Source organism: Stenotrophomonas maltophilia, assembly GCF_900186865.1.
GTDB lineage: Bacteria > Pseudomonadota > Gammaproteobacteria > Xanthomonadales > Xanthomonadaceae > Stenotrophomonas > Stenotrophomonas maltophilia.
The window spans coordinates 2881479-2903629 of the sequence record NZ_LT906480.1; the positions used below are offsets into that span (position 1 = coordinate 2881479).

Annotated in this window: 21 protein-coding genes and 1 pseudogene; 17 read left to right on the forward strand and 5 right to left on the reverse strand. The window is 64.4% G+C overall.

Features of this window, described 5'->3' with window-relative positions; translation table 11 throughout:
- Positions 1-6: 6 nt before the first annotated feature.
- Positions 7-987 (reverse strand): GTP 3',8-cyclase MoaA, encoded by a 981-nt coding sequence (gene moaA, locus CKW06_RS13755; RefSeq protein ID WP_038646093.1) that lies wholly within the window; start codon positions 985-987, stop codon positions 7-9.
- Between the two features lie 194 nt (positions 988-1181).
- On the opposite strand from moaA, the gene CKW06_RS13760 reads away from it, so the two are divergent.
- Positions 1182-1586, forward strand: coding sequence for a hypothetical protein (locus CKW06_RS13760; RefSeq protein WP_024958877.1), 405 nt, complete (start codon positions 1182-1184; stop codon positions 1584-1586).
- Here the strand turns inward: CKW06_RS13760 and CKW06_RS13765 are convergent.
- Complete coding sequence (locus CKW06_RS13765; RefSeq protein WP_005416862.1) at positions 1580-1909, reverse strand: hypothetical protein; 330 nt, start codon at positions 1907-1909, stop codon at positions 1580-1582. The genes CKW06_RS13760 and CKW06_RS13765 overlap by 7 nt on opposite strands.
- A 573-nt stretch (positions 1910-2482) precedes the next feature.
- Here CKW06_RS13765 and CKW06_RS13770 point away from each other — a divergent pair.
- The 4 genes and pseudogenes from CKW06_RS13770 to CKW06_RS23975 form a co-directional block, all read left to right on the forward strand.
- Positions 2483-2860, forward strand: a complete 378-nt coding sequence (locus CKW06_RS13770) for a hypothetical protein (protein ID WP_024958381.1) — start codon at positions 2483-2485, stop codon at positions 2858-2860.
- Positions 2861-3066: 206 nt separating this feature from the next.
- Complete coding sequence (locus tag CKW06_RS13775) at positions 3067-3567, forward strand: hypothetical protein (protein ID WP_024958380.1); 501 nt, start codon at positions 3067-3069, stop codon at positions 3565-3567.
- Positions 3546-4355 carry a hypothetical protein gene (locus CKW06_RS23615; protein WP_024958379.1) on the forward strand — a complete coding sequence of 270 codons (810 nt, stop codon included), beginning with the start codon at positions 3546-3548 and terminating at the stop codon, positions 4353-4355. Before CKW06_RS13775 ends, CKW06_RS23615 begins: the two co-directional genes overlap by 22 nt.
- 117 nt (positions 4356-4472) lie before the next feature.
- A pseudogene (locus tag CKW06_RS23975) lies at positions 4473-4661 on the forward strand (hypothetical protein); the annotation flags it as partial.
- 45 nt (positions 4662-4706) lie between these two features.
- Here the strand turns inward: CKW06_RS23975 and CKW06_RS13790 are convergent.
- Both CKW06_RS13790 and CKW06_RS13795 read right to left on the reverse strand, forming a co-directional pair.
- Complete coding sequence (locus tag CKW06_RS13790; RefSeq protein WP_024958378.1) at positions 4707-5042, reverse strand: DUF6984 family protein; 336 nt, start codon at positions 5040-5042, stop codon at positions 4707-4709.
- A gap of 357 nt (positions 5043-5399) precedes the next feature.
- Positions 5400-10067, reverse strand: coding sequence for an RHS repeat-associated core domain-containing protein (locus tag CKW06_RS13795; RefSeq protein ID WP_231910775.1), 4668 nt, complete (start codon positions 10065-10067; stop codon positions 5400-5402).
- A 356-nt stretch (positions 10068-10423) separates the two neighbouring features.
- On the opposite strand from CKW06_RS13795, the gene CKW06_RS13800 reads away from it, so the two are divergent.
- Entirely contained in the window at positions 10424-11245 is an 822-nt protein-coding gene (locus CKW06_RS13800; protein WP_024958606.1) for an alpha/beta fold hydrolase, read from the forward strand.
- Between the two features lie 35 nt (positions 11246-11280).
- Here CKW06_RS13800 and CKW06_RS13805 read toward each other — a convergent pair whose 3' ends face one another.
- A complete protein-coding gene (locus CKW06_RS13805; RefSeq protein WP_024958605.1) occupies positions 11281-12075 on the reverse strand; it encodes an AraC family transcriptional regulator in 795 nt (264 codons plus the stop codon).
- A 79-nt stretch (positions 12076-12154) separates the two neighbouring features.
- Between CKW06_RS13805 and CKW06_RS13810 the strand changes: the two genes are divergently transcribed.
- From CKW06_RS13810 to CKW06_RS13870, 11 genes are all read left to right on the forward strand, one after another.
- Positions 12155-14116, forward strand: a complete 1962-nt coding sequence (locus CKW06_RS13810; protein WP_231910777.1) for an FUSC family protein — start codon at positions 12155-12157, stop codon at positions 14114-14116.
- Positions 14117-14120: 4 nt separating this feature from the next.
- Positions 14121-14330, forward strand: a complete 210-nt coding sequence (locus CKW06_RS13815) for a DUF1656 domain-containing protein (protein ID WP_024958603.1) — start codon at positions 14121-14123, stop codon at positions 14328-14330.
- A 1-nt stretch (position 14331) separates the two neighbouring features.
- Entirely contained in the window at positions 14332-15216 is an 885-nt protein-coding gene (locus CKW06_RS13820) for an HlyD family secretion protein (RefSeq protein ID WP_024958602.1), read from the forward strand.
- Positions 15213-16649, forward strand: a complete 1437-nt coding sequence (locus tag CKW06_RS13825) for an efflux transporter outer membrane subunit (RefSeq protein WP_024958601.1) — start codon at positions 15213-15215, stop codon at positions 16647-16649. Before CKW06_RS13820 ends, CKW06_RS13825 begins: the two co-directional genes overlap by 4 nt.
- Positions 16650-16783: 134 nt before the next feature.
- Positions 16784-17131 carry an RcnB family protein gene (locus CKW06_RS13830; protein WP_005413685.1) on the forward strand — a complete coding sequence of 116 codons (348 nt, stop codon included), beginning with the start codon at positions 16784-16786 and terminating at the stop codon, positions 17129-17131.
- An 859-nt stretch (positions 17132-17990) separates the two neighbouring features.
- On the forward strand, positions 17991-18599 hold the full coding sequence (locus CKW06_RS13845) for a hypothetical protein (RefSeq protein ID WP_005413686.1): 609 nt from the start codon (positions 17991-17993) through the stop codon (positions 18597-18599).
- Between the two features lie 31 nt (positions 18600-18630).
- A complete protein-coding gene (locus CKW06_RS13850) occupies positions 18631-19083 on the forward strand; it encodes a YbbD-related protein (RefSeq protein ID WP_024958598.1) in 453 nt (150 codons plus the stop codon).
- A gap of 35 nt (positions 19084-19118) precedes the next feature.
- A complete protein-coding gene (locus tag CKW06_RS13855; protein WP_024958597.1) occupies positions 19119-19649 on the forward strand; it encodes a Cif family virulence factor in 531 nt (176 codons plus the stop codon).
- A gap of 104 nt (positions 19650-19753) precedes the next feature.
- Entirely contained in the window at positions 19754-20428 is a 675-nt protein-coding gene (locus tag CKW06_RS13860) for a response regulator transcription factor (RefSeq protein WP_012480497.1), read from the forward strand.
- Positions 20425-21657 (forward strand): sensor histidine kinase, encoded by a 1233-nt coding sequence (locus tag CKW06_RS13865; RefSeq protein ID WP_024958596.1) that lies wholly within the window; start codon positions 20425-20427, stop codon positions 21655-21657. The genes CKW06_RS13860 and CKW06_RS13865 overlap by 4 nt, the downstream gene beginning before the upstream one ends.
- Before the next feature lie 59 nt (positions 21658-21716).
- Positions 21717-22103 carry a diacylglycerol kinase gene (locus CKW06_RS13870; protein WP_005409934.1) on the forward strand — a complete coding sequence of 129 codons (387 nt, stop codon included), beginning with the start codon at positions 21717-21719 and terminating at the stop codon, positions 22101-22103.
- Positions 22104-22151: the final 48 nt, after the last annotated feature.

Sequence of the window (22151 nt, forward strand, 5' to 3'; positions counted from 1 at the left end):
TGTTGCTCATCCTCCGATGGAGGCCAGGTGCGGGGTCAGCCCGGTCTGGCCCTGGTGCAGTCCATGCCCGGCCGCTTTCAGGCCAAGCTGTGTGGTGATGCGTGCCAGCAGCGCGTCGTGGTCCTCATCGCGCTGCAGCAGCGGGCGCAGCGGTACGCCGAACTCGCCGAACAGGCACAGCCGCAGGTCGCCCTTGGCGGTCACCCGCAGGCGGTTGCAGCCCTTGCAGAAGTCACGCGAATACGGGGCAATGATGCCGATGCTGCCGCGATGGTCGGGGTGGCCGAACTCGCGCGCGGGCCCGGCATCGGCGACGCGCGGACGCTCGTGCCAGCCAGCGGCCAGCAGCTGCTCGATCACCACGTCGGCACGCAGGTGGTGGCGCTGGAAATAGGCTTCGTTGTCGCCGGTGCGCATCAGTTCGATGAAGCGCACGCTGAAGGGGCGGTCACGCAGGTACTCCATCCACTGCGGCAACTCGTCGTCGTTCAGGCCACGCAGCAGCACCGCGTTGAGCTTGATCGCCGGCAGGCCCAGCGCCTGCGCCAGGGCCAGGCCCTGTTCGATCTCCGGCAGGCGGTCATGCCCGGTGATGGTCTTGAAGCGTTCGCGCTGCAGGCTGTCCATGCTCACGTTCAGCGCGGTCAGGCCAGCCCGGTGCCAGCCCGGCAGGCGCCGCGGCAGCAGCGTGCCGTTGGTGGTGATGGCCACCTTGCGGATGCCCGGCACCGCCGCAACCGTGGCGATGATCTCGTCCAGGTCCTTGCGCAGGCTGGGCTCACCGCCGGTCAGGCGGATCTTGCTCATGCCCAGCGCGGCAAACGCACGCACCAGGCGCGAGATTTCATCCACCTGCAGGAAGCGCGGGCGGCCATCGGCCTGGTAACCGTCGGGCAGGCAGTAGCTGCAACGGAAGTTGCAGGCTTCGGTCAACGACAGGCGCAGGTACGGAAAGCTGCGTCCGAAACCGTCGGTGAGTTGGCTCATGGCTGGTCCACCTTGTTGCTCCACCGTCTTGCCTGTGCCCGGAACGGCCCGGATACCCTCGCCTGCTGGAACGATTGCCAGAGTACGCGGCCTTCAGTTCCATGGGCATGACTTAAATCAATCGTGTTCGGCCCCGCGCGGCAGGCGTTGTGGCAGCATGCGGCTTTCCGTGCAGCGGGCGTGTGACAACCCTCATGATGATGAACGATTTCCAGCAACTGCTGCATGCCGCCGGCGAGCAGGCTGAACCGCAACGCTTGCTGTTCGTATTCGTGCGCGCCGAGCTGCCCGAATCGCCCACCAGTGACCAGCGCGACCGGCATGACCGCCGCGAGGGCGGCACCCTGTCGCCGGTGTTGTGCGTGGACAAGCTGCCGGCCGAGGTGCCCAGCTTCCAGGCGCTGGCGGCCGAGTCGACCACCACCGGCATCGACTGGGACCTGGTGTTCGTGGCGGCGCTGGATGGCAGAGGCGGTTTCGCACCCAACAGCGACGAAGCCGCGCGCCCGCTGAAGCTGATGGTCAACGCCATCCATGACGGTCAGATCGGCCGCTTCGCCGCCTTCGACCGTGGCGGCGAGCCCGTTCAGTTCTATTGAGCCACCAGCTGCAGGGTCAGGAAGAAGATCACCAGCACGGTGTTCAGCCCCCAGGCCACGGTCAGCCCGCGCGCCGCCACGCCCAGGTTGGGGTTGTGCGCGGTGGGCGCCGCCCGCCAGACCGCCGGGATGATCCAACCGGTATAGAGCAGCAGCACGGCAAATACCCCCAACAGCAGCGTGGTGCGCTGGTTAGCCAGCGCCCAGAGGGCTACCGCCCACAGAATGTTGCTGGGAATGACGCCCTGCAGCCAGAACACACTCCACAGGCGGGAACGGCCCTGGGTGTCGGGGGTGGGGTGCAGCGAAGCGGTCGCGGTCATAAGTCTCCTTCTGTTTAGGAAACGTGCTGAACAAGCCTGCGCTTGGTGGCTGGGAACGTCAACCCGAGTCGCACGTCACGCTTTGACGCTTGTAGAGGCGGGCCATGCTCGACTCAGGCCCTTCCCTTCAGAGCCTGTCGTCATCGCCCCTCCCCCCCTTGTTCCCTAACGCCCCCCAACCTCGACACCTGTCGCAGATTGCACGGTGCGGGCGGACCGCCGCGCCAGCTAGCGCTGGCGGTGCTTAACAGCGTGGGAGAATGCCGAAAGCGTCTCCAATCGAGTGATGTTTGCAACTCTTCTGATTGGCATTGCACAGCGCCACGGGCTCAGATGGCGTGCCACCGGAAAAGGGTGGCCGGGTTTCGAATCCCGAGTTGGTCCTGAGTGATTGCGCTTGCCAGTCGGCGTCCACATTCCGTGGCGCCGGCTGGCAATCCGTCTGCCGGCTATGGCGGGCGGTGCGTGGGGGCGTTCGCGCCCACCGGCTTGGGACCAACCCGGATTCGAACCACGTACCGCCCGCCACTTTTATGGGTGGCGGCTACCGATTGCCCTGCACGGAGCCTTGCCATGAACGAATCGGACTTCCCGCATCTGCACGCCTACCGCAGCACCGCCCGCGACGACGGCTCGCCACAGACTGCGCCTGCGGTGGACAGGAACACCTTCATTGCCAACCTCAACCGCATCGGCTCCGGTGCAGCAGCCGACGGACAACCCTGGCCGGAGCGGCATCAACTGCCCGGCCGCTGCCTGGCCCTCGCCGATGCCGATTGCGCGTTGAACGGGTTGCGGGTGGTGCTGGAAATGCTGCTGGCGGCGGAACGCACCCGGCAGAACGGCGAGCCGGAAGAGTACGTGGGCGACCGGGTGATGGAGGGGTTGGTCATGGCCTGCCAGTCGTTGTGCGCGCAGGCGGTGGGGCGCTTGCAGGTGGGTGAGCAGTAGCCTCTATCGATGTCGCCTTTGCCCCCTTTTCGCCCCGGCGTTCGCCCGCACAAATGCGACGCCCTTCGCCTTACTCGCCCTGTGACGGCCGCTCCAGAATGCCGCGCCCCCTTCCGTCTGACCACACGACCATGCTGGCAAGGGTGATCAGGGCAATTGAATCACTCGCACTTTCAGAGCTGTGCAGACGGAGGCATCAGAAACCAATGCAGAATTTCAAAAGCACCTTGGCGTTGCTCGTGGCCGCCGGTTGCTGCGTGGCCCCAGACATGGCGCACGCGTTCCAGCTGATCAGAGAAGAGGCAGATATCAGGCTTGTGGATGGCACACCCGCGATCTTCATACCGGAAAAAGCGAAGGGTTCGTTCCCAGTGGCCAACCTGCTACTGCTGGAGTACTACACGCTCGAATCCGAAAGCTGGGCCATCCGCCTGAAGGACGATGCCAAGCCAATGAAGCTAAAGCCTGGCAATTGCATTGCATACGGCTCAATACCAGACGGCTACGAGCGGGATGGGCCAAAAGACAATAGGGAAAATTTTCAATTGAAATTGAACACAATCTACTATTTCCAAGCAAGCCGGAACATTCCGAATCTTTGGTACTTTCCCACCGCCATCTATGAAGCCACATTCTGTTTGAAAGAGGACACCGATGGCATCGTCAGCATTCAGAAGGGGGCCGCATGTCCCGACTCCGGCAGATGAGCCTTCCGAAACAAGCAGCGATCCTCGGCCTCCTGCTTCTAAGCGGCTGTCACCTTACCCGGAATCAAGCACTTTCACCCAAGCCGGAGTTAGGCACGGTCAAGGTGACCGTCACGGTGCCCGAGGAACTTGTGGCCCGAGATATGCGGGTGATGTACCGCTCGACGAGATGCACCACAACGTACCGGTCCATGCTGGACTGGGGAAAACGTACACGAGACAACTATGCGCCACTGGAGATTCGACCCGTGCGCCGCCCAGGAACAAATGTTTACAAGGCCTCAATGGCAGTCGATGGCGGCGGCGCGTGCCGCTGGAAACTCAGCAACGTAACCTTTGGAGTCGAGCACGGAGATCCATCCAGATTTGGAGGTGATGTGATTCAGGGCATGGGCGGCGACGTCGTTGTAATGTTTGACGAGGTCCGTTCCGCATATGGTGCCCCCAACGCCGAACCCAACGTCAGCACTGACGGTGTCATGTCAATAAAGCGTGACTACTATCCGTGGCTGAGTGAACATTTCATCGGCGGACATCGAAAGATCATCACCCTGACCACGGACGAGCCCACATTCATAAGATATCGCGCGCTTGACGCGCGCGTCATCCACTTCGAACCCGCCTATCATCCCGGATTCCTGACTCACTCAGTGAGCCCCAAAGTAAAGCGCGAAGGCAACAAGACCATCTTTTACTATCCCGATGGCAGCAGCAGGCCAGAGAGTCGCACCATGCCCCGGTTCAAGACGCTTCAGGAAATCCGTATGGCCACTGAAGCGAGTCAATGATGAGCTGAGCCGTTCGGCAGGCCCATCGACGAAGGGCCAATCACCATCGGACGGCTTAACTGCCTGCTCGCTGCCAAGCTCTCGCCGCGCCGCGCCGATGCCGATGCCGATGCCGATGCCGATGCCGATGCCGATTGTGCGTTGAATGGATTGCGGGTGGTGCTGGAAATGCGGTTGGCGGCGGAACGCACCCGGCAGAACGGCGAACCCGGGCAGTACCTGGGCGACCGGATGATGGAGGGATTGGTCATGGCTTGCCAGTCGCTTTGCGCGCAGGGGGTGGGGCGGTTGCAGCCCGAAGGGTGAAGGGCATGCGTAACGCCCTTCAGCTTGGATCGCTTTCAGCAGGCGTCAGTGCTCGCTGAAAGCGCTCCTCAGATTGACGCCGATGATCGGTGAGAAGTCCACCTTCCACAGCTCCAGTTCGAAGAGCTGATCGTGATTGTCCAGGCACAGGGTGACTCTCACCGGCACGCCGTCGGCATCGGCAAGCATCGCCGTGGCAATGTCACTTCCGAAGACCTGGGTCGTGCTGGACAGGAACACCACGCCCCCGAATCCGACGACCTCCACGTCCTCCACCTGGGCGAGCGCCAGATCCTTCAACAACCGTTCGGACACCTCGGTCGTCTCGGGCAGCAGCCTGTGGATGAGGGAGACCTCGTCGGGGGTGAGGAATCTGGGCACGGAATGTCCTTCAGGACACTGCATCCAGCCTCCCCCGCAAAGACTACTGTGAGTAATTGACTTCTTTAGTGACATTTCCACTTCGGTCGTACCATCGCCACACACCGGCCTTATGCCCATTCTTAAACTGTCCACGCATACGAATATACCCATCATCTGCGGCGACAAATGGACCATCAGCAATCTCGCACCCCTTCAAAGAGCCCGCTTTTCCCCACGGCTCGATCTTCAGTCGAGCGGGCTCAACACATTCTATCCGCTCATCGTCGAACGAATTCGTCGTTGCGCCCTGCTTCTGATCCGCACATGCCGAAGAAAGCAACGCCAGCAGGACGCATGTCATGTATCTCTTCATACCTACCTCAGCCCAGGAACCTTCGAGTTGAGCAATCGCTTGTTCTGCTCTTGCTGCAGTTCGACTGTACTAGCATTCCAAAGTGTCTTGGCTACAAATGATTGGCAATGGTTCGTAGGCCCCCACCTACCAAGTGATCTCCCTATCTGAAGCTGGGAATTGACTCTTGCTTCGTCGACATTTTTAACCACTTTGCATGATGCTCCAGGCTCATTGCTACGACCGACATGGTTGGTCACCTGCACGGGATCGCCTGGCATGTCTCCACTGTCGTTACCAGGTACGTTTCCACGAGTGCCACCCATGCCTGCCTCAACTGTATCCGTACGAATCCACTGGTGATCAATTGGATTGTTGGATACTCCAAAGGCCGGCTGACAACATACAAGTACTTCCAAGCCCTCAGGGTCAATCCAACTCATCGGATTTCCCATCACGTAGCCAAAGGTGTTTGGCCCCGCTGCGAGCCCAATCGGATCACTCTGCGAGTACCGCCCCACCGCCGGGTCGTATTCACGCTGGTAGTTATAGAACAACCCACTCACATCCGTCGCCTGCTGGCCCGGGAAACGCAGTGCCAGCTCGAACGCCACACCATCGCCATCCGGATCAGCACTCGGAATCTGGTTACCGAACACCTCGCTCCTGTTGTTCCACTCCCAGATCGCGACATCACTCACCGGATCAATCACCACGCGCGGTGTGCCCAGATGATCCGGCTGCACGTAGGCCAGTTCCGGCACGCCGGTAGCCGGCACGTTGATCAGCGCCACCGGGTAGTTATCCAGCCAGATGGCCTGCTGTTGCGCCTGCCCCGTGGCCGAGTAGTTGCCCAGCCACTGCCCGGCCTCATCGTACAGCGTGATCTGAGCTGCGCCACCGGCTGGAGTACGCAGCACGCGCTCGCCGCGATGGTTGTAACCGTAGCTTTCCAGCACGGCATCGCCCTGCTTCACCGCGTTCAGGCGGTTGGCATCGCTGTAGGTGAAGGTCTTGCTGCCGATGCTGGTGGTATTGCCCGCTGCGTCATGGGTGCGCGCTTCGCCGTCCACGGCGGTCAGCCGGTGGCTGGTTGCGGGATAGCTGTAGCTGGCGGTGCCTGCCGAGGTGGTCAGCGCGGTGCGATTGCCGGTGGCGTCATACGCATAGGTTTCAATCGGCGTGCCGGTCGCGCCGTCTTGGGTCTGGGTCAGGCGGCCCAGCGTGTCGTAGGCGTACTTGGCCAGCACCGTCGGACCTGCGCCGTTCTTCAGCTCGGTGATCGAACCGACCGGGTCGTAGCCATAGCCCAGCGACAGGCCACCTGCGGCCGAGTCATGTACCGCCTGCGGGCGGTAATCCAGATCCAACGGACGCTGCAGCTGGCGGCCGTTGCCGTAGGTCCAGCCGGTCGCCGGGCCGAAGGCCGCATAGGTCACGTTGTTCACCACGATCTGCCGTACCTGGCCGGGGCGGGTCAGGCCGATCTGGCTGATGCGGCCCTGGGTATCGCGCACGTAGTCGGCCACGCTGCCGTCGGGGTAGGTCAACGCCGTCAGGCGACCCGACTTGCTGTAGGCGTAGCGCAGCGTGCTGGCGACACCATTGACGGTCTGCACCTTGCGGGTGACCTGGCCAAAGCGGTCATGGCAGTACTGGGTGCTGCCATTGGCGTGCAACACCTGCCCCACGCGCCCCTTGGCAAAGCGCTCGTCGGCGGTACACGCGGCAGGTGCCACGTCGTAGCTGTAGCCCACGTCCAGATTGGGGTCCGGGTAGGCGATACCGATCAGGCGGTTGAGTGCATCGTAGTGATAGGTGGCGGTGACGCCACGCGCATCGGTAGCCGTCTTGCGATTGCCGGCGGCGTCCACGGTGAAGCTGCTGGCGCCACTGTCCGGGCTGACTTGCCCGGTCATATCACCGAAACCGTTATAGGCGTAGGTGGTATGCAGGCCCTTCGGGTCGGTGACCTGGGTGACCTGGTCCAGCGCGTTGTACTGGCTGCGGATCTCCGCCGCCACGCCGCCGGCATCCTGCAGGGTCTGCGCCAATCGGTTGAGCGGGTCGTACTGCTGGCTGGTCACGCGCTGCAGGGCGTCGGTGATCGTTTGGGGGTTGCCGTTGGCATCGTAGGCAAAGCCGGTAGCATGATTGCCGGCGCCCTTCAGCGCGGTCAGCTGACCGAGCGTGTTGAACGTCCGTGCCAGGGTACGGCGCAGGGTACCGCCTGCATCGAGCGTCTCTTCCTTGAGGCGATTGCCGGCATTGTCCAGCGTGTAGTGAATCGTGTTGCCCGCGTTGTCCTCGATATCGGTCAAGCGCAGCGCCGCATCGTAGACATAGGAAACGCTGCTGCCGTCGGGCTCGGTGATCTGTTGCACCTGGCCGGTCGGCCAGTAGCTGATCTGGGTGACCCGATTCTCGGCAGTGGTCGCGCCGCGCACGGTGATGGAGGTCGGCCAGCCGCGGGGATGGTAGGTGTAATCAGTCACCACGCCGTTGGCGTCCTTGACCGACAACGGCCGCCCGAACGCGTCGTAGGCCGAGGTCTCGACCGTCTGGCCCAGCGCATTGGTCACGCTGCGCAGGTCGCCCTTGCGATAGGTGCAGGCACCTCCGGTCGCGCACCCTGCATCATCCGCCGAGTAATAGGCATAGCTAACGTCATCGGCCACATCCGTGCGCGGGCCATCCACACTCTTCAGCAGCCCCTCCACCGGGCAGCTGCCTGCCGCTGCCACATCAGCGGCTTCGCAGTACGTGTAGCTGGTGATGCGCGTCTGACCGGAAGCGGTGTCGGTCACCGTGTTGGTTGTCGGCTGACGCCGGGTATTGAAGGACGTTCGGGTTTCACGATTGCCGATGCGGGTGGTCAGTACCGCATTGGTTTCGACGTCGCGCGCGGTGGTCACCACCCGCTGTTCGGGCAGGCCGACCGCTTCGGTCACGGTATGGATGCTGACGGCACGACCGCTCACCGGATCGGTGCCCTGCGCATAGGTGTGCTTGGTCTGGATGCCGCGGCGATCGGTGTAGGTATCCAGGCGCCGGCGGAAGTCGACACTCTGGTCGTAGTAGGTCCGGCTGACGGTTCCCTGCGAATCACTCAGGCCGGTTACCTTGCGCGACGGCGCGGTGCCGCCGCCGGGTGTCAGGGTGTAGTCGGTCTGCCGCCCAAGCGCGTCGGTCACGACTGCACCGCCGTTGGGGCTGTAGGCCAATGTCACACCATCGGCACCGCCGGCATGCTGACTGGAGATCACACGGCCGATGGAATCGTAGGTAAAGGTGCTGTAGCGGCGACCGTCCTCGGCGGTGATGCCGGTCAGGTGCTGGGGGAAAGCCTGGTTCTCGTAGTGATACGTACGCACACCGCCACCCGCATAGGTCACCGTGGCGACCTGGTTCTGCGGCGTGTAGGTATAAGTGGCGAGCGCAATGCCTTCGACCAGCACCGAACTGATCAGCGCCTCATAGTCGTTGGACTGGTAGACGAACTCCAGTGTGCGGCCACTGCTGTGGGTGACGGCCGCAAGGCGGTCGCTGTCATCGTAGATGTAGGTCAGCGACGTGCCATCCGGGAAGCGCTTGGCGGTCAGACGCCCGTCCGCGCCGAAGGTCGAGATGGAACCCGCCGAATACAGTGTCCAGTTGCCGTTCTGGACCAGACGGTCACCACTGTCGTCGTCCGCCTCATAGGCCTGGCCGATCTTCTTGAACGCCCGCTGGAAACCGGTGCTTTCAATGATGCCAACACTGTCAACACCATCCAGTGCCAGGTGGGCGCCCAGCGAATGGGTCCAGCCATAGCCGAAGCCACCGGATGAAGTAGAAATACCGGAGTGATAGAAGCGCGTCAGTGCGATCCAGCCCAGATCGAAATCCTGTGCGATTTCGTACTTCTCGCCTGTTTTTACGTCGCAAGGGTTGCCTACGGCTCCGTCGCAGGGCGCCTTGTTCGCGGCCTCCCCCTGTTCTTCCGACTCACAATTCGTGCCAGCGCCATCCTTGTCGCACTTCTGCGACTTGGAGGTGATGGTCACAACGAACTCCTCGTTCACGCAGGCGTTGTGTGTGTTGGACCACTGCGTAAGTGGAACAGGGCAATCAAGCCGGCGTTTGCGGCCGAAGGCCATCTGGCTCACGTAGGGAGCGCAGGGCGATTCGGCCGTGTTCTCCCCGATCATATCGGTGATTTGATAGAACCTGGACTCGACTACGCCTTCCATTTCGGGCACGCCGGAGAACCAGTCACCCTGTGGTGTAACAGCAGCACCCGGACACACAGGGTTACTTGCCTGGACTTCAGCGAGATAACTCGCGACCATCGCCTCTTCGGTCGGAAACTCCGCTGTGCTCAGATAGGTCCAGTCTGGATCGGAGGGTTGTGCCTTCCCCATCCAGTAGGTGATCGACGTATTTCCGTTCAAGTCCACGACTTTCGACTTGATCTTGTCGACAGACTGCCAACCGAACTGGAACTCCGGCGGGAACGGACTCGGTGCGGGCAGGCTCTTGATCGCCTGCACCGCCTGCTGCTGGGTCTTGTACTGCGTCGAATTGCCGCCGGGCTGCGAAATACGCCAGGTGATCTTGCTTTCCTGCGCCTGTACAACAGCCGGCGCAATGCAGCCAACGGCAACGATCGCCAGCACGGCACACGAAATGGTCTTCAGTCGTTCCAACATCCCTGTTCTCCTTCCTGGACGAACACAGCGCCGGCGGGAACGAGAACGCGGAGCTGTGCCCCGCGCCATGCTTCGGATCGTCCCTGGTCCGGAATGCGGCAGTGCCACATGCCGCCTTTATCGTCGAGGCCGCTTGCACATTCAAGTGTGGAGCCGCGTAACCGATCACAGAATCAGGCATCCAACGCCATTCCGCAGGCTACGCCCTGTCCCCATGACTTCCTGCACGGGGATTAGGTGTTATACCTCACTACATTACCAGCACGACCTGTCGCGAGGTCGGCAGGCTGTGGCACTCCGCTGCAGACCTGACCCATCGGAAGGGCTGGCACGCGTCACGGCCCAAGGGAATGGCAATGAAGAGCAGCCGAGTGACGTTGTGGGCGCTGGCCGCCATGATGGCCGCAGTGGGCACCGCGCACGCAGGGGAAATCCAGGTGGATCGAGGCGCTTACACACTGCAGGCCGAAGAGATGGGGGCCGGCCCGATCACCGTGGTCTTTGAATCCGGTTTCGGGCAGGGCGCGGGGGCCTGGAAGGAGGTGGTTGCCGGTCTGGGGCGCGACTACCACAGCATCGCCTACGCCCGTGCGGGACTCGGGAAGTCCGGCAGCGACGGTCACCCCAAGCGCATCGATGCGCATCTGGCCGACCTCACGGCCGTGATCGATACGCTCGCTCCCGGTCGCCGCGTTGTGCTGGTGGGTCACTCCTATGGCGGCCTGCTGGCTACGGAGTTTGCACGCCGCCATCCGGAGCGCCTGCAGGGCCTGGTGCTGGTGGACCCGGCCACGATGGGTCAGCGCCATGCGTTCAAGCAGGCCGACAGTGCCCGCGTGCAGGCAGATGATGCCCAGCTGCGGGCGATGCTGCCGCCAGCCATGGCCGCCGACTACGCCGTGCTGACCGAACAGCTGGATGCACCCGGTGCGGAAACCCCGCGCACGATGCCGGACGTGCCGGTAGCGCTGCTGACTGCAACCCAGCTGGCTGCCGAACCGCTGTTCTTCGAGGAAACCGCAGCGGGCAAGGCGCTCTGGAAGGCGCAGCACGCCCTGCTCTTCTCGGGGTTCACGCGCGGCTCGCACCGCTACCTGGCAACCGGCCACACCCTCCAGCGCGAGGATCCCGCTGCGGTGGTGGCAGCGATTCAATCGGTCTCCGGCACCTCGAAGTAGCTGTTCCAGGCAGGCGCTTCCCGGGCTGTCCCCGGCTACTGCCCACGCAGGCGCACCGCAAAGTACCGCGCCGGGGAAAGGCCAAGCGCTTTCTTGAACATCGTGATGAAGGCCGTCACCGACTCATAGCCCAGCGTCTCGGAAACGCGTTGTACGGGTGCACCGGCGGCGAGTTCCCGAATGGCGATGAGCAGGTGCAGTTGCTGCCGCCAGCGCCCGAAGGACAGTCCCGTTTCCCGTTCGATGAGGCGGGTCAACGTGCGCTCGCCCAGGGCCAGGCGCACGGCCCACTGGCCGATGGTGCTGCGGTCTGCCGGATCCGCCGACAGCGCCCCAGCCAGCGCACGCACCTTCGGGTGATGGCTGACCGGCAGCGACAGATGCTCAGCCGGCATCTGTACCAGCTCGTCCAGCAACACCCGCGCCAGCCGGTCGGTGTGGCTGCCATGCGGATAGTCCAGCGGCGCGTCGGCCAGGTGCAGGATCATCTCGCGCAGCATCGGCGAGATGGCCAGCGTCACGCACTGCGCCGGCAGGTCGACGATGCCGGGCTCGACGAACAGGTAGCACAGGCGCGCGTTGGCGGTGGCGCGGTTGCTGTGCGGCATGCCGCCCGGAATCCAGACGCCACACTGGGGCGGCACGATCCACAGCGCATTGGCCACTTCGCAGGTCACCGCCCCATGCAGCGCAAGAATGAGCTGACCCTTTCGATGCTCATGCACCGGAATTTCCGCGTCGTGCTCGGCCACCTGCAGGCGGCTGGCAACCGCCGGGCGATCGGTCTCGTCCGGGTCCAGGTCAAAGCCGGGGAGCGAAATGCGAGCCATTCTCACTTTGACCGGTTTTAGCGATTGATTGTCATTGTAGCGAAATTCGCCAGTGCGGCCGGTCACTAGCATGAGCTGCATGCACTCCCCCACCCTGCTCCGCCCCCACCTGCTCCAGGCATTTGCGCGGTTTAAAAGCCCTGCCGTCAGGACCGACCAGGAGGCGGTGCTGTTCTCGCTCAAATGCCTGCTCGCCGCGTCGCTGGGGCTCTATGTCTCTCTAAGGGTCGGCCTGAACCGCCCGTTCTGGGTGATCGGCACGGTCTATCTGGTATCACAGCCTCTTTCCGGGGCAACGCTCAGCCGCGGCCTGTTCCGCCTGCTCGGTACCGTGGGCGGGGCCGTCGCCACCGTCGCGCTGGTGCCACGCTTCGCCAATGCGCCCTTGGTGCTGAGCGCCGCGCTCGCCACCTGGATGGCGCTGTGCCTGTACCTGGCGATGCTCGACCGCACGCCACGTGCGTACGCGTTCCTGCTGGCCGGCTATACCACCAGCCTGATCGGGTTTCCTGCGGTGATGGTGCCGGGAGAGGTGTTCACCATTGCCATCACGCGGGTGCAGGAAATCGCCATCGGCATCCTGGCCGCCACGCTGGTACATGGGTTGGTGCTGCCGCGCCGGGTTTCGATGCGCGTGCACGCACGGGTTGCTGCCGTGCTGGAAGATGCGGAACGATGGACACGCGACATGCGCGCCAGTGCATCGGACACGGTGCTGGCGACGGACCGCTCGAAAGTGGCCGCCGACCTGCTCGAGCTGCATGTGCTGTCGATCCACCTGCCCTTCGACAGCGCCCACGGCGTGGCCCAGGTGCAGATCCTGCGTGCCCTGCATGACCGGATGCTGGACGTACTGATGCTGTCCAGCGCGGTGGAAGATTCCATCGCTCGGCTGCGTTCACCGCAGGCCGGCACAATGGATGCAAGCGGCTGGCGCGATCTGCTGCAGGCCAGCCTCGCCGCGCAACAGGCCGAGCTCGACCTCGCCCACGCCGACTGCCGCGTGCTGCAGGCACAACTGCACACTGCCCGCCCCGACTGGCGCCTGCATGTGCCTGACCGTCTTGCGCGGAATGTGCAGGGCGCAGTGATTCACCGGGATCACAGGAACGCCGCGCGCAGCGCACTGGGGGCGTTCGTAGGCATCCTGCTGAGCTGCGTGCTGTGGATCGTTACCGGCTGGTCGGACGGCGCCACGGCGGTGTCCATCATCGGCACGGCGTGCGTTCTGTTCGGCACGATCGAAGCGCCTGCGCCGCATGTCATGCGCTATCTGGTGGGATCGTGCATCGGCGTTGCCGTCGGCCTGCTCTACGGTCTGCTGATCTTCCCCGCGCTGTCCGATTTCGTCGGCCTGATGGCCGCGCTGGCGCCGGTGCTGCTGCTGTGCGGATCGTTCCTGGCCCGGCCGCCCTTCATTATGGCTGCGCTGGGCGTGGTGCTGACGTTTCCGCTCATCGCAGGCCTGGGTGCGACCAATACGGTCAACATCGTCGGCGCACTCAACAACAGCGTTGCGCTGTGCGTCGGTACGGCAATGGCACTGTGCAGCATGCAGCTGTTCCAGACCGCCAATGCGGGCCGCAACCGCACACGGTTGGAGGGTTCCATCCGTCGGGACATCGCACGACACGCCGCCGGTCAAGGTGATGTGACCCGCGCCTGGCTCAGCCGCATGCTGGATCGAATCGGGCTGCTCGCTCCCAGGTTGCAGGGCCGTTCCAGCGCCGCGCACGACCTGCGGGCATTGTTTGCGGACGTTCGTGCGGCACGTGCATCCAGCCAACTCCGCGCACTGGGCAGGCGCCTGGGCGATCCGCGCACCCAGTCGCTTCACGCCGCGCTGGTCGAGCGCATCGCCGCACATTTCAGGATGCGCACTCACGCGCCACGCAGTGTCGACATCCATCTTCTGGAACTGCTGGACCGCTTGCGCGAGGCAGCTGCGGCCAGCAGCGGGGCTGATCGTGAGCATCTGTCGCACCTCCTCTGCGGGTTGCGCCGCGACCTGCTGGCCTCCCCGCTCACCCATCGGCACTGACCTCATGCTTTCTGATCTTTCCATTGATGGCGTGCTCATTCCCGGCCTGCTCGCCGTGGCCGCCGCCGCGCTGGTGCTGTCGATGCTGACCTCACGCCTGCTCGCCAGACTCGGCCTGTACCGGTTGTTCGCCGCGCGGCCCTTGGTGGGCCTGTCCCTGTTCGTGATCCTGGCGGAGCTGATGATCCGGCTCCCGCCCCTGCTCGAGAAATGAAATGAAACACCTGCTTGCCGTCATCGGGCGCTGGAGCGCTACGCTGGTTGTATTCGCGATTGCTGTCGTCGCCGCACTGTCCCTCTGGAATCGTTACGAAATACGCCCATGGACGCGGGATGGGCGGGTGCGCGCCGATGTGGTGCGCGTTGCATCGGACATGGGGGGGCTGGTCACCCAGGTGCTGGTGCACGACAACCAGCGGGTCAGCGCCGGAGAGTTGCTGCTGGTGCTGGATCAACCGCGCTTCGCTGCCGCGCTTGAGAAGGCCGACGCAGCGGTCAGCAGCGCTCGCGCCACGCTGGCGCTGGCCCGCCGCGAATCGACGCGGGACAACGCACTTGGCAACCTTGTCGCCTCGGAAACCCGCGAACGCAATGCCGCCAAGGTCGATACCGAGCTGGCAGCGCTGGCGCAGGCACGGGCCGAACAGCGCGTCGCCCAGCTCAACGTGCAACGCACCGAGGTGCGCGCGAGTACCGACGGCATCGTCACCAACCTGGACCTGCACGCGGGCGACTACCTGCAACCCGGTGCGCAGGCACTGGCGCTGATCGACACCCGCAGCCTGCGTATCGAGGGCTACTTCGAGGAAACCAAACTGGCCTGCATCACCGAGGGCGATGCCGCGGTGGCGCGGCTGATGGGCGACACCCGCGATGTCCGCGGACACGTTGACAGCATCGCCGCCGGCATTGCCGACGATCAGCGCTCAAGCACGCACAACCTGCTGCCAGCCGTGGCGCCGACCTATACCTGGGTGAGGCTGGCACAGCGCATCCCGGTACGCATCCGTATCGATGATGCGCCGCTGGATACGCGCCTGATCGTGGGTCGCACCGCAAATGTGACCATCACGCCCTCGGCAGCGGGAGCCTGCAAGTGAGCGTGCGGACAGTACGTTGTGGGTTGTTTGCCCTGCTGCTGCCGATGACGGCCTGCGTGTCCGGCCCCGACTATCACCTGCCGGCGAGCGCTGTCGCAGCCTCCCCACGGGCGGCGCGGGCGTTCGTCTCGGGCCAGGAGGCATCGTTCAGCCACGACGCGCCACCGGATCGATGGTGGCAACTGTATGGCGACCCCCAGCTTGACGCCTACGTACGCGATGCTCTGGCGGCCAATACCGACCTGCGCGCCGCCGATGCCAACCTCCGGCGCGCCAGCGCGACCGTGCTGGAGTACCGCGCGCGCGGTGCCGTGCAAGGGGACGTGGATGCATCGGGCACCCTCACCCATACCGGTGGCTACACCCAGGCGTCGGCCGCGCCGCAGTCGTACGCGCTGGGCCTCCACCTCTCCTATCCGCTGGATCTCGCAGGTGGCATCCGCCGCGGCATCGAAGCCGCCAACGCGGACGCGGAGGCTGTCGCTGCGGCACGCGACCAGGTCCGCGTGGTCGTCGCTGCTGCCGTCACCCGTGCCTATCTCCAGGTGTGCGCCAGCAATCACACGCTCGCCGCAACCCGGCAGGTGCTGGCGATACAGCGCGCCACGCTGGAGGCAACCCGACGCCTTGCTGCCGGCGGGCGCGGAACGGACTTCGATGTCAGCCGTGCCGGTGCAGCCGTCAATCGCAGCGCGGCGGCGATACCGCACTTGCTGGCGGAACGGCAGGCCTCACTGTTCGAACTGGCCGCACTGATGGGCAAAGTCCCGGCAGACTATCCCAGGGAAGCAGAAGGGTGCCCACAGCCCCCTGAGCTGCAGCAAGCATTGCCGATCGGTGACGGCTGGCAGCTGCTCCAGCGGCGCCCTGACGTACGCGCAGCCGAACGCAGCCTGGCCGCCGCGACTGCAATGATCGGTGTCGAGACGGCGGGTCTCTATCCGCAGATCACCCTGGGCGCCTCCTCGGGCGTGGCCGGCACACCGGCGCATCTGCTGTCGGCCGACGGCTTCGGTGCGAGCATCGGTCCCGTGCTGTCATGGCACTGGCCCAACCGCCGCGTAGCCAAGGCCCGCATCGCGGCGGCCGGTGCCAATGCGGAGACCGCTCTCGCTTCCTTTGACGGAGTCGTGCTGAAGGCACTGCGCCAGACCGAGACCGCGCTTTCTGCCTGCACGCAGGAGCTTGAACGCGAGCGCAGCCTGGCGCACGCGCGTCGGGACGCAGCCCGGGCCACCGAACAGGCACAGCACCTCTACCGCTTCGGCAGGATCGATTTTCTAGACGTGCTTTCGGCCCAGGCGGAGCTGGCAGATGCGGAGTCCGCATTGGCCGCCTCGCGCGCGGAACGCATTGACCGGCAGATGGATCTTTTCGTGTCGTTGGGCGGAGGCTGGGCTGCAACGGATTCGGTCCCGGGCGGGGTCCAATGACCCGTTGTCTGGCAACGACTGCAGGCCGCGCCGTCTGTTCAGGAAATTACCGCCTACACCCGCATTCATTCACATGGATTGCCCTATATTCCCGCCACAGCGCCGCATGCTGCGGCCATGACGGAGGCATCCCCATGAAGACCACACGTTTGCTTGCCATCGCATTGAGCGCAGCCACCGCGTTGGCCGCGGCCCCCGCCTTCGCCGATCCGCCGCACCACGCCCGAGGCAACGGCCCGCCGCCGCACGCAGGCGGCCCGCACCACCGCGACGCGCCGCCGCCGGGCTGGCAGAAGAAGGCCTGGCGACGTGGCGAGCGCCTGCCGTGGGCCGAAGTGGACCGCCGCTACTGGGTGGACGACTACGCGCGCTATGACCTGCGCGAGCCGGGCCGCGACCGGCGTTGGGTGCGCCAGTCCGATAGCGAGTACCTGCTGGTGGAGATCGCCACCGGGTTGATCATTGACGCGCTGCATCGCTGAAGCGACCTGCAGCGTCCCACACTGAGCGATTTACCTCGGTGCAGACACCTTACGACCGGGGTCGCCCCGGTCGGCGGTGTTTGCGCCCACGGCGCCCCGCCTGCCTCCGTGGCCGCCCGGCATGCATGCCCTCCCGCAGTGCGGTACGCCCGCACATCAGCGCTGTGGCAAATAACCCCATCGCCACCAGTATTTCGAATCCCCGATCACCAAAGAGCAGGCGGATGGAGACCTCCAGTGAGCACAGCCTGCCGCACCGCAGGCCCTGCTCGTCGAAGCCATAGATGAGCACCAGTATGCCCATCAACGTGCACCACGCCATCAGGGCCAGGCTTGCGATAAATATGAAAGGACGGTGGATGCGCATGCGCTCGTCGCGGTCTTCTACGGTGATGTCCAGCGCGACGTTGCGAGCACGCGATCGGAAGCATCCAGCTCTACCGACCAGGCTTCGGTATCCAGGCCCAGCCGGTTCTCATACCACCATCGCTGCGCACAGCGACCACTGCATCCACTGCTCGCATAGCGCGCAAAGGGAACACCGGCGTGCTCCACCACGTCAGGGTGCCCCAGCGCCCGCAGTACCTCGGCCCTGCTCGCCCCGACCGGGACCGAGGCAAGCGCGTGGGAATGCCACGCTGAGATCGCCGAGCAACTGGCAACGTACGCCACGAACAGGCCGGCAAACCCCCACATCAGTGTCCTCATTGACAGATCCCCTCCTGCGCCGCGCGCCCGCGCATCATCCGCGCAGACCTTCTTCAACGTCAAACCTCGACAAGCGGGTCTGTTGCGGCGCCCGGCATCCGTGCTAGCGTGCGCCGTCAAACTCTCCATGGGGTGCAGGATGCGCAATGGAATGGGACGGAATCTGGTGATCGCCTGCATGGCCCTGGCTGTTGCCCCAGCGGCGGCAACAGCGGCCGCACCACCGGGTGATCGTGGGCAGGATTTCGTGCAGACACAGGCGATCGCCGCGCGCTGCCAGAAGAGCCTGCCCGGCCTGGAACTGCAGTTGCAGGAGGGCCGCAAGCACTGGCTGTCGACACTCGACGCCGCGCAACTGCAGGCCGCCGAGGCCTATGCCAGCAGCAAGGAAGGCAAGATTCTGGGAAAGAGCGTGGAGCGGGATGCCTCCCGCGCCTTCGGCCGCAATACCTTGTCCGCCGCAGCGACCTGCGTTGGCCTCCTCGCCGAGTACGGCCCGGCCCACCCGCTGCCTTCCGGCACGGCAATGCCGGCCGACCGGGTGCAGCACTACATGCTGCACTTTGCACCGATGGTGCTGGCCCGGCTGCAGTGCGCGCGCCTGGACGGCATCGACGTGGCCGCCCAGCCCGATGGCTCGGAAACCTGGCAGTACCGGGCATGCGGCCAGACCGAATCCGTGCGCATGGCCCCGCTCGGGCAGAGCTGGTCGATGAGCGATGCGGACCGCAATCGCCTGTTCGACGCACTGACCCGATAGTCGGACGGCATTCCTCGGGGCAACAGGAACCATGTTTCCACCCACCACCTGGATCAAGTTGCGATCTGCCTTTCCATTGGCGGCCTGCACGGTGCTATGCGCCTGCGGCCTGGTGATGGACAGTTCGTTCGACACTCTGCGCGAGGCGCTTGACTCCGACATGGTGAACAAGGGATGGATTCCCGGCTGGGTGCCCCACGAGGCGACCGACCTGCGCGAGGTGCACGACCTCGACTCGAACACCAGCGCGCTGGCCTTCACCAAGCCCCCTGCGGTACTACTGCAGCTGCCTGCGGATTGCCAGGCAACGACATTCAGTAACAGCGATCCTGTTGCGTTCGATCGATACTGGTGGCCGGGCGACGGGACGCTCAAGTCGTCGTACCGCGTCTTTCGCTGCGCGCCCGAATCCGGAAAATCAGTCTTCGTGGCCATCAACAGGGCCGAAGACCACGTGCTCTTCTGGCGAACCTACGCGCGGTGATGCGCCCGCGCCACTTCACTCCTCTTCAGGACACCATGATGCCCAACGCACGCGCACGCTTCGTCGCCCTCGCCCTGTTGCTTCCGGCGTGGCTGCCGGCCTACGCCACGCAGAATGCCCCCGCCGACGTCAAGGCGATCGAACAGGTGGTCGAAGCGTTCCGCACCTCGCTGATCAACAAGGACAAGCCGACCTACATGGGCCTGTTCTTCTCGGACAAACCAGAAGACATCGGCTGGCAGTTCGTTTCCGAGGACGTGCGCCTGCAGGACATCCGCAAGGCCAAGCCCGATGCAATCAAGGCACGGCAGATTCCTGCAAACAACTTCATCGCGCTGATCGACGGGGCGGTGGCCTCGCCGAAGCCGAAGGAAGAGAAGTTCTCCAACACGAAGATCGAGACGGATGGTGATGTGGCTTCGGTCTCGTTTGACTACAGCTTCCACGACGATGGGGTGAAGACCAACTGGGGCAAGGAAATGTGGCAGCTGATCCGCACCGAACAGGGCTGGAAGATCTTCTCGGTGATCTACTCGGTCCGCGATTCACGCAGCCCGGCCGATTGAACGTCGCTTGATGGGGCCGAACCCAGGCCGCGATCCATTCAGCAAGGGCATTGGCATTCGGCCAGCGATCGGGCAGAGTTCGGCCACGCGCAAGGACGCATGCCATGACCCGCCTGCTGATCATCGAAGACAACCCCGAGCTGGTGGCCAACCTGTATGCCTTCTTTGAACCGCTGGGCTACGTCCTGGACGACGCCCGCGACGGCGCCAGCGGACTGCGCCGGGCCACGCAAGACGACTACGACGCCATCCTGCTGGACCTGATGCTGCCGCGGCTGGACGGCATGACGCTGTGCCAGAAGCTGCGCCAGGAGTTCCAGAACCCGGTGCCGATCCTGATGCTGACCGCGCGCGATCCGGTCGAAGACCGCGTGCAGGGCCTGGCCCTGGGCGCGGATGACTATCTGGTCAAACCGTTCTCGCTGACGGAACTGGATGCGCGGATCAAGGCCCTGGTACGACGGGCGCAGGGTCGCCAGGTCCAGAGCGTGCTGGCGTGGAAGGACCTGCAGGTGGACACGCGCTCGCCACAAGCCTGGCGGCAAGGCCGCTGCATTGCGCTGACGCCCACGTCGCACAAGTTGCTGATGTGCCTGGTGCGTGCGGCGCCGGCCGTGGTGCGCAAGCAGGAAATGGAGTACCTGGTCTGGGGCGACGAGCCACCGGACAGCGGCGCGCTGCGAACCCACATCCATGAGCTGCGCCTGCAGGTGGACCGCAGCTTCGACACCGCGCTGATCACCACGGTGCACAGCGTCGGCTGGCGCATGCAGGCGTGACCCGTGCCTCCCTCTACCGCCGCCTGAGCCTGCGCACCCGCATCACGATCTCGTTCGTGCTGTTGATGGCCGGTGCCATGGGCTTCATCGTACTGGCCGAACAGGTGGACTACGACCAGGTCCGGGCCGCTGTCGTCGCGCGGACCCAGGACAATGAAGTACGCCGCCTGCAGGACGAACTCGCCCGTGGTCGGCGTCCCGACCTGCCCTCCGGCAGCGCACTGTTCGATGCCCAGGACGTGCCTGTCGTGCTGCGCCAATATGGCCCGGGATATCACGGCGAAGCAGCACCCAACGAGTGGCACCTGCGCGTGTTCGACAGTGCCGGCCAACGTTACTACCTACTGCAGGACGCAGCCCCCTATGGCTATCTGGAATACCTGATCAATGCCTTTGCGGCACTGGTCATTTCGATCTGCGTGCTTGGCGCCTTCCTGATCGGTCGCAAGGTCGCGACCCACGTCATCGCGCCCATCACACGATTGGCCGATGCGGTGCAGGACGGCCACAAGCCCTTTCCCTACCAGGACGCACGCGATGAGATCGGCGTGCTCGCGCGCGCCTTTGCCCGCCATAGTGACGAGCTCGAACGGTTCCTGCATCGCGAACAGTGCTTCAGCGGCGATGCCAGCCACGAGCTGCGCACGCCCCTGGCCATCATCGGTGGTGCTGCCGAGACGCTGGCCTGCCAGCTTCCGGCCGACAGCCACCTGGTTCCCAGTGCCGAGCGCATCCTGCGCACCACCCAGGAGATGCAGCGCCAGCTGACCTGCCTGCTGCTGCTCTCTCGCGCCCCCAGCACCGTGCCACGCAACGAGGTGGCCCTGCGTGCGCTGGTTGAATGCTGCATGGATCGCTGCCAGCCCTGGCTTTCCGGCAAGCCGGTGATCGTTGCGTTTGATGCCCGGCATGACACCGTGCTGCACACCAACGCGGATCTTGCGCACAGCGTGATCTGGAACCTTCTGCGCAACGCCTGCCAGTACACCGAAAGCGGCGAAGTCCGGATCACCCTCCACGACGCCGCACTCATCGTCGCCGACACGGGGCCCGGCCTGCCCTCCAGTATCGATCCACAGCTGTTCCAGCGCTTCGTGCCCGGTAGCGTGCACAGCGGCGAGGGGCTGGGGTTGTCGATCGTGCAGCGCATCGTCGAGCACCTGGGTTGGAGGATGACGGTGCATTCATCGCAGCAGGGATGCCGGTTCAGCCTGGAGTGGCCCCTCTGACGATTTCCTGACGCACGCGTGCACATGCTGGGGATTGCTCACTTCACGGCGGAAACCGCATGCAGCACCCCAAGGACAGCGGCAAGTACCCGCATGGGAAGACCGGCCTGAGCCGCATCTTCCACACCCTCATCCATTCGCGTGATGGCTTCGTCGCCACCTTCCGCGGCGAGGCTGCCTTTCGCCAGCTGCTGCTTCTGCACGCGCTGTTGATCATTGCAGCGTTCGTACTGGACATCAGCGCGGTCGAGCGCGCGATAGTGCTTGCGGTCTGCTTCATCAGCCTGCTGGTGGAACTGCTCAACTCGGCGATCGAAGCGGTGGTTGATCGCATCTCCCTGGAACAGCATCCCCTGTCAAAGAACGCCAAGGATATGGGCAGCGCCGCGCAGACCACCGCACTGTTGATGGTGGGCGCGGTGTGGGGCGTGATCCTGCTGGGCTAGTCCGCCCAACCTGACAACTTCCTGATAAAGCGGTTTCGATACTGCGCG

What these genes read in the sequence shown, in the direction of transcription:
- CKW06_RS13765 (WP_005416862.1), bottom strand. Translation starts at nt 1,909, where the DNA reads ATGACCGCGACCGCTTCGCTGCACCCCACCCCCGACACCCAGGGCCGT.
- CKW06_RS13775 (WP_024958380.1), top strand. Translation starts at nt 3,067, where the DNA reads ATGCAGAATTTCAAAAGCACCTTGGCGTTGCTCGTGGCCGCCGGTTGC.
- CKW06_RS13820 (WP_024958602.1), top strand. Translation starts at nt 14,332, where the DNA reads ATGAAACACCTGCTTGCCGTCATCGGGCGCTGGAGCGCTACGCTGGTT.
- CKW06_RS13795 (WP_231910775.1), bottom strand. Translation starts at nt 10,067, where the DNA reads ATGTTGGAACGACTGAAGACCATTTCGTGTGCCGTGCTGGCGATCGTT.
- CKW06_RS13870 (WP_005409934.1), top strand. Translation starts at nt 21,717, where the DNA reads ATGCAGCACCCCAAGGACAGCGGCAAGTACCCGCATGGGAAGACCGGC.
- CKW06_RS13805 (WP_024958605.1), bottom strand. Translation starts at nt 12,075, where the DNA reads ATGGCTCGCATTTCGCTCCCCGGCTTTGACCTGGACCCGGACGAGACC.
- CKW06_RS13845 (WP_005413686.1), top strand. Translation starts at nt 17,991, where the DNA reads ATGGGACGGAATCTGGTGATCGCCTGCATGGCCCTGGCTGTTGCCCCA.
- CKW06_RS13770 (WP_024958381.1), top strand. Translation starts at nt 2,483, where the DNA reads ATGAACGAATCGGACTTCCCGCATCTGCACGCCTACCGCAGCACCGCC.
- CKW06_RS23615 (WP_024958379.1), top strand. Translation starts at nt 3,546, where the DNA reads ATGTCCCGACTCCGGCAGATGAGCCTTCCGAAACAAGCAGCGATCCTC.
- CKW06_RS13760 (WP_024958877.1), top strand. Translation starts at nt 1,182, where the DNA reads ATGATGATGAACGATTTCCAGCAACTGCTGCATGCCGCCGGCGAGCAG.
- CKW06_RS13810 (WP_231910777.1), top strand. Translation starts at nt 12,155, where the DNA reads ATGCACTCCCCCACCCTGCTCCGCCCCCACCTGCTCCAGGCATTTGCG.
- CKW06_RS13830 (WP_005413685.1), top strand. Translation starts at nt 16,784, where the DNA reads ATGAAGACCACACGTTTGCTTGCCATCGCATTGAGCGCAGCCACCGCG.
- moaA (WP_038646093.1), bottom strand. Translation starts at nt 987, where the DNA reads ATGAGCCAACTCACCGACGGTTTCGGACGCAGCTTTCCGTACCTGCGC.
- CKW06_RS13800 (WP_024958606.1), top strand. Translation starts at nt 10,424, where the DNA reads ATGAAGAGCAGCCGAGTGACGTTGTGGGCGCTGGCCGCCATGATGGCC.
- CKW06_RS13855 (WP_024958597.1), top strand. Translation starts at nt 19,119, where the DNA reads ATGATGCCCAACGCACGCGCACGCTTCGTCGCCCTCGCCCTGTTGCTT.
- CKW06_RS13815 (WP_024958603.1), top strand. Translation starts at nt 14,121, where the DNA reads ATGCTTTCTGATCTTTCCATTGATGGCGTGCTCATTCCCGGCCTGCTC.
- CKW06_RS13860 (WP_012480497.1), top strand. Translation starts at nt 19,754, where the DNA reads ATGACCCGCCTGCTGATCATCGAAGACAACCCCGAGCTGGTGGCCAAC.
- CKW06_RS13850 (WP_024958598.1), top strand. Translation starts at nt 18,631, where the DNA reads ATGTTTCCACCCACCACCTGGATCAAGTTGCGATCTGCCTTTCCATTG.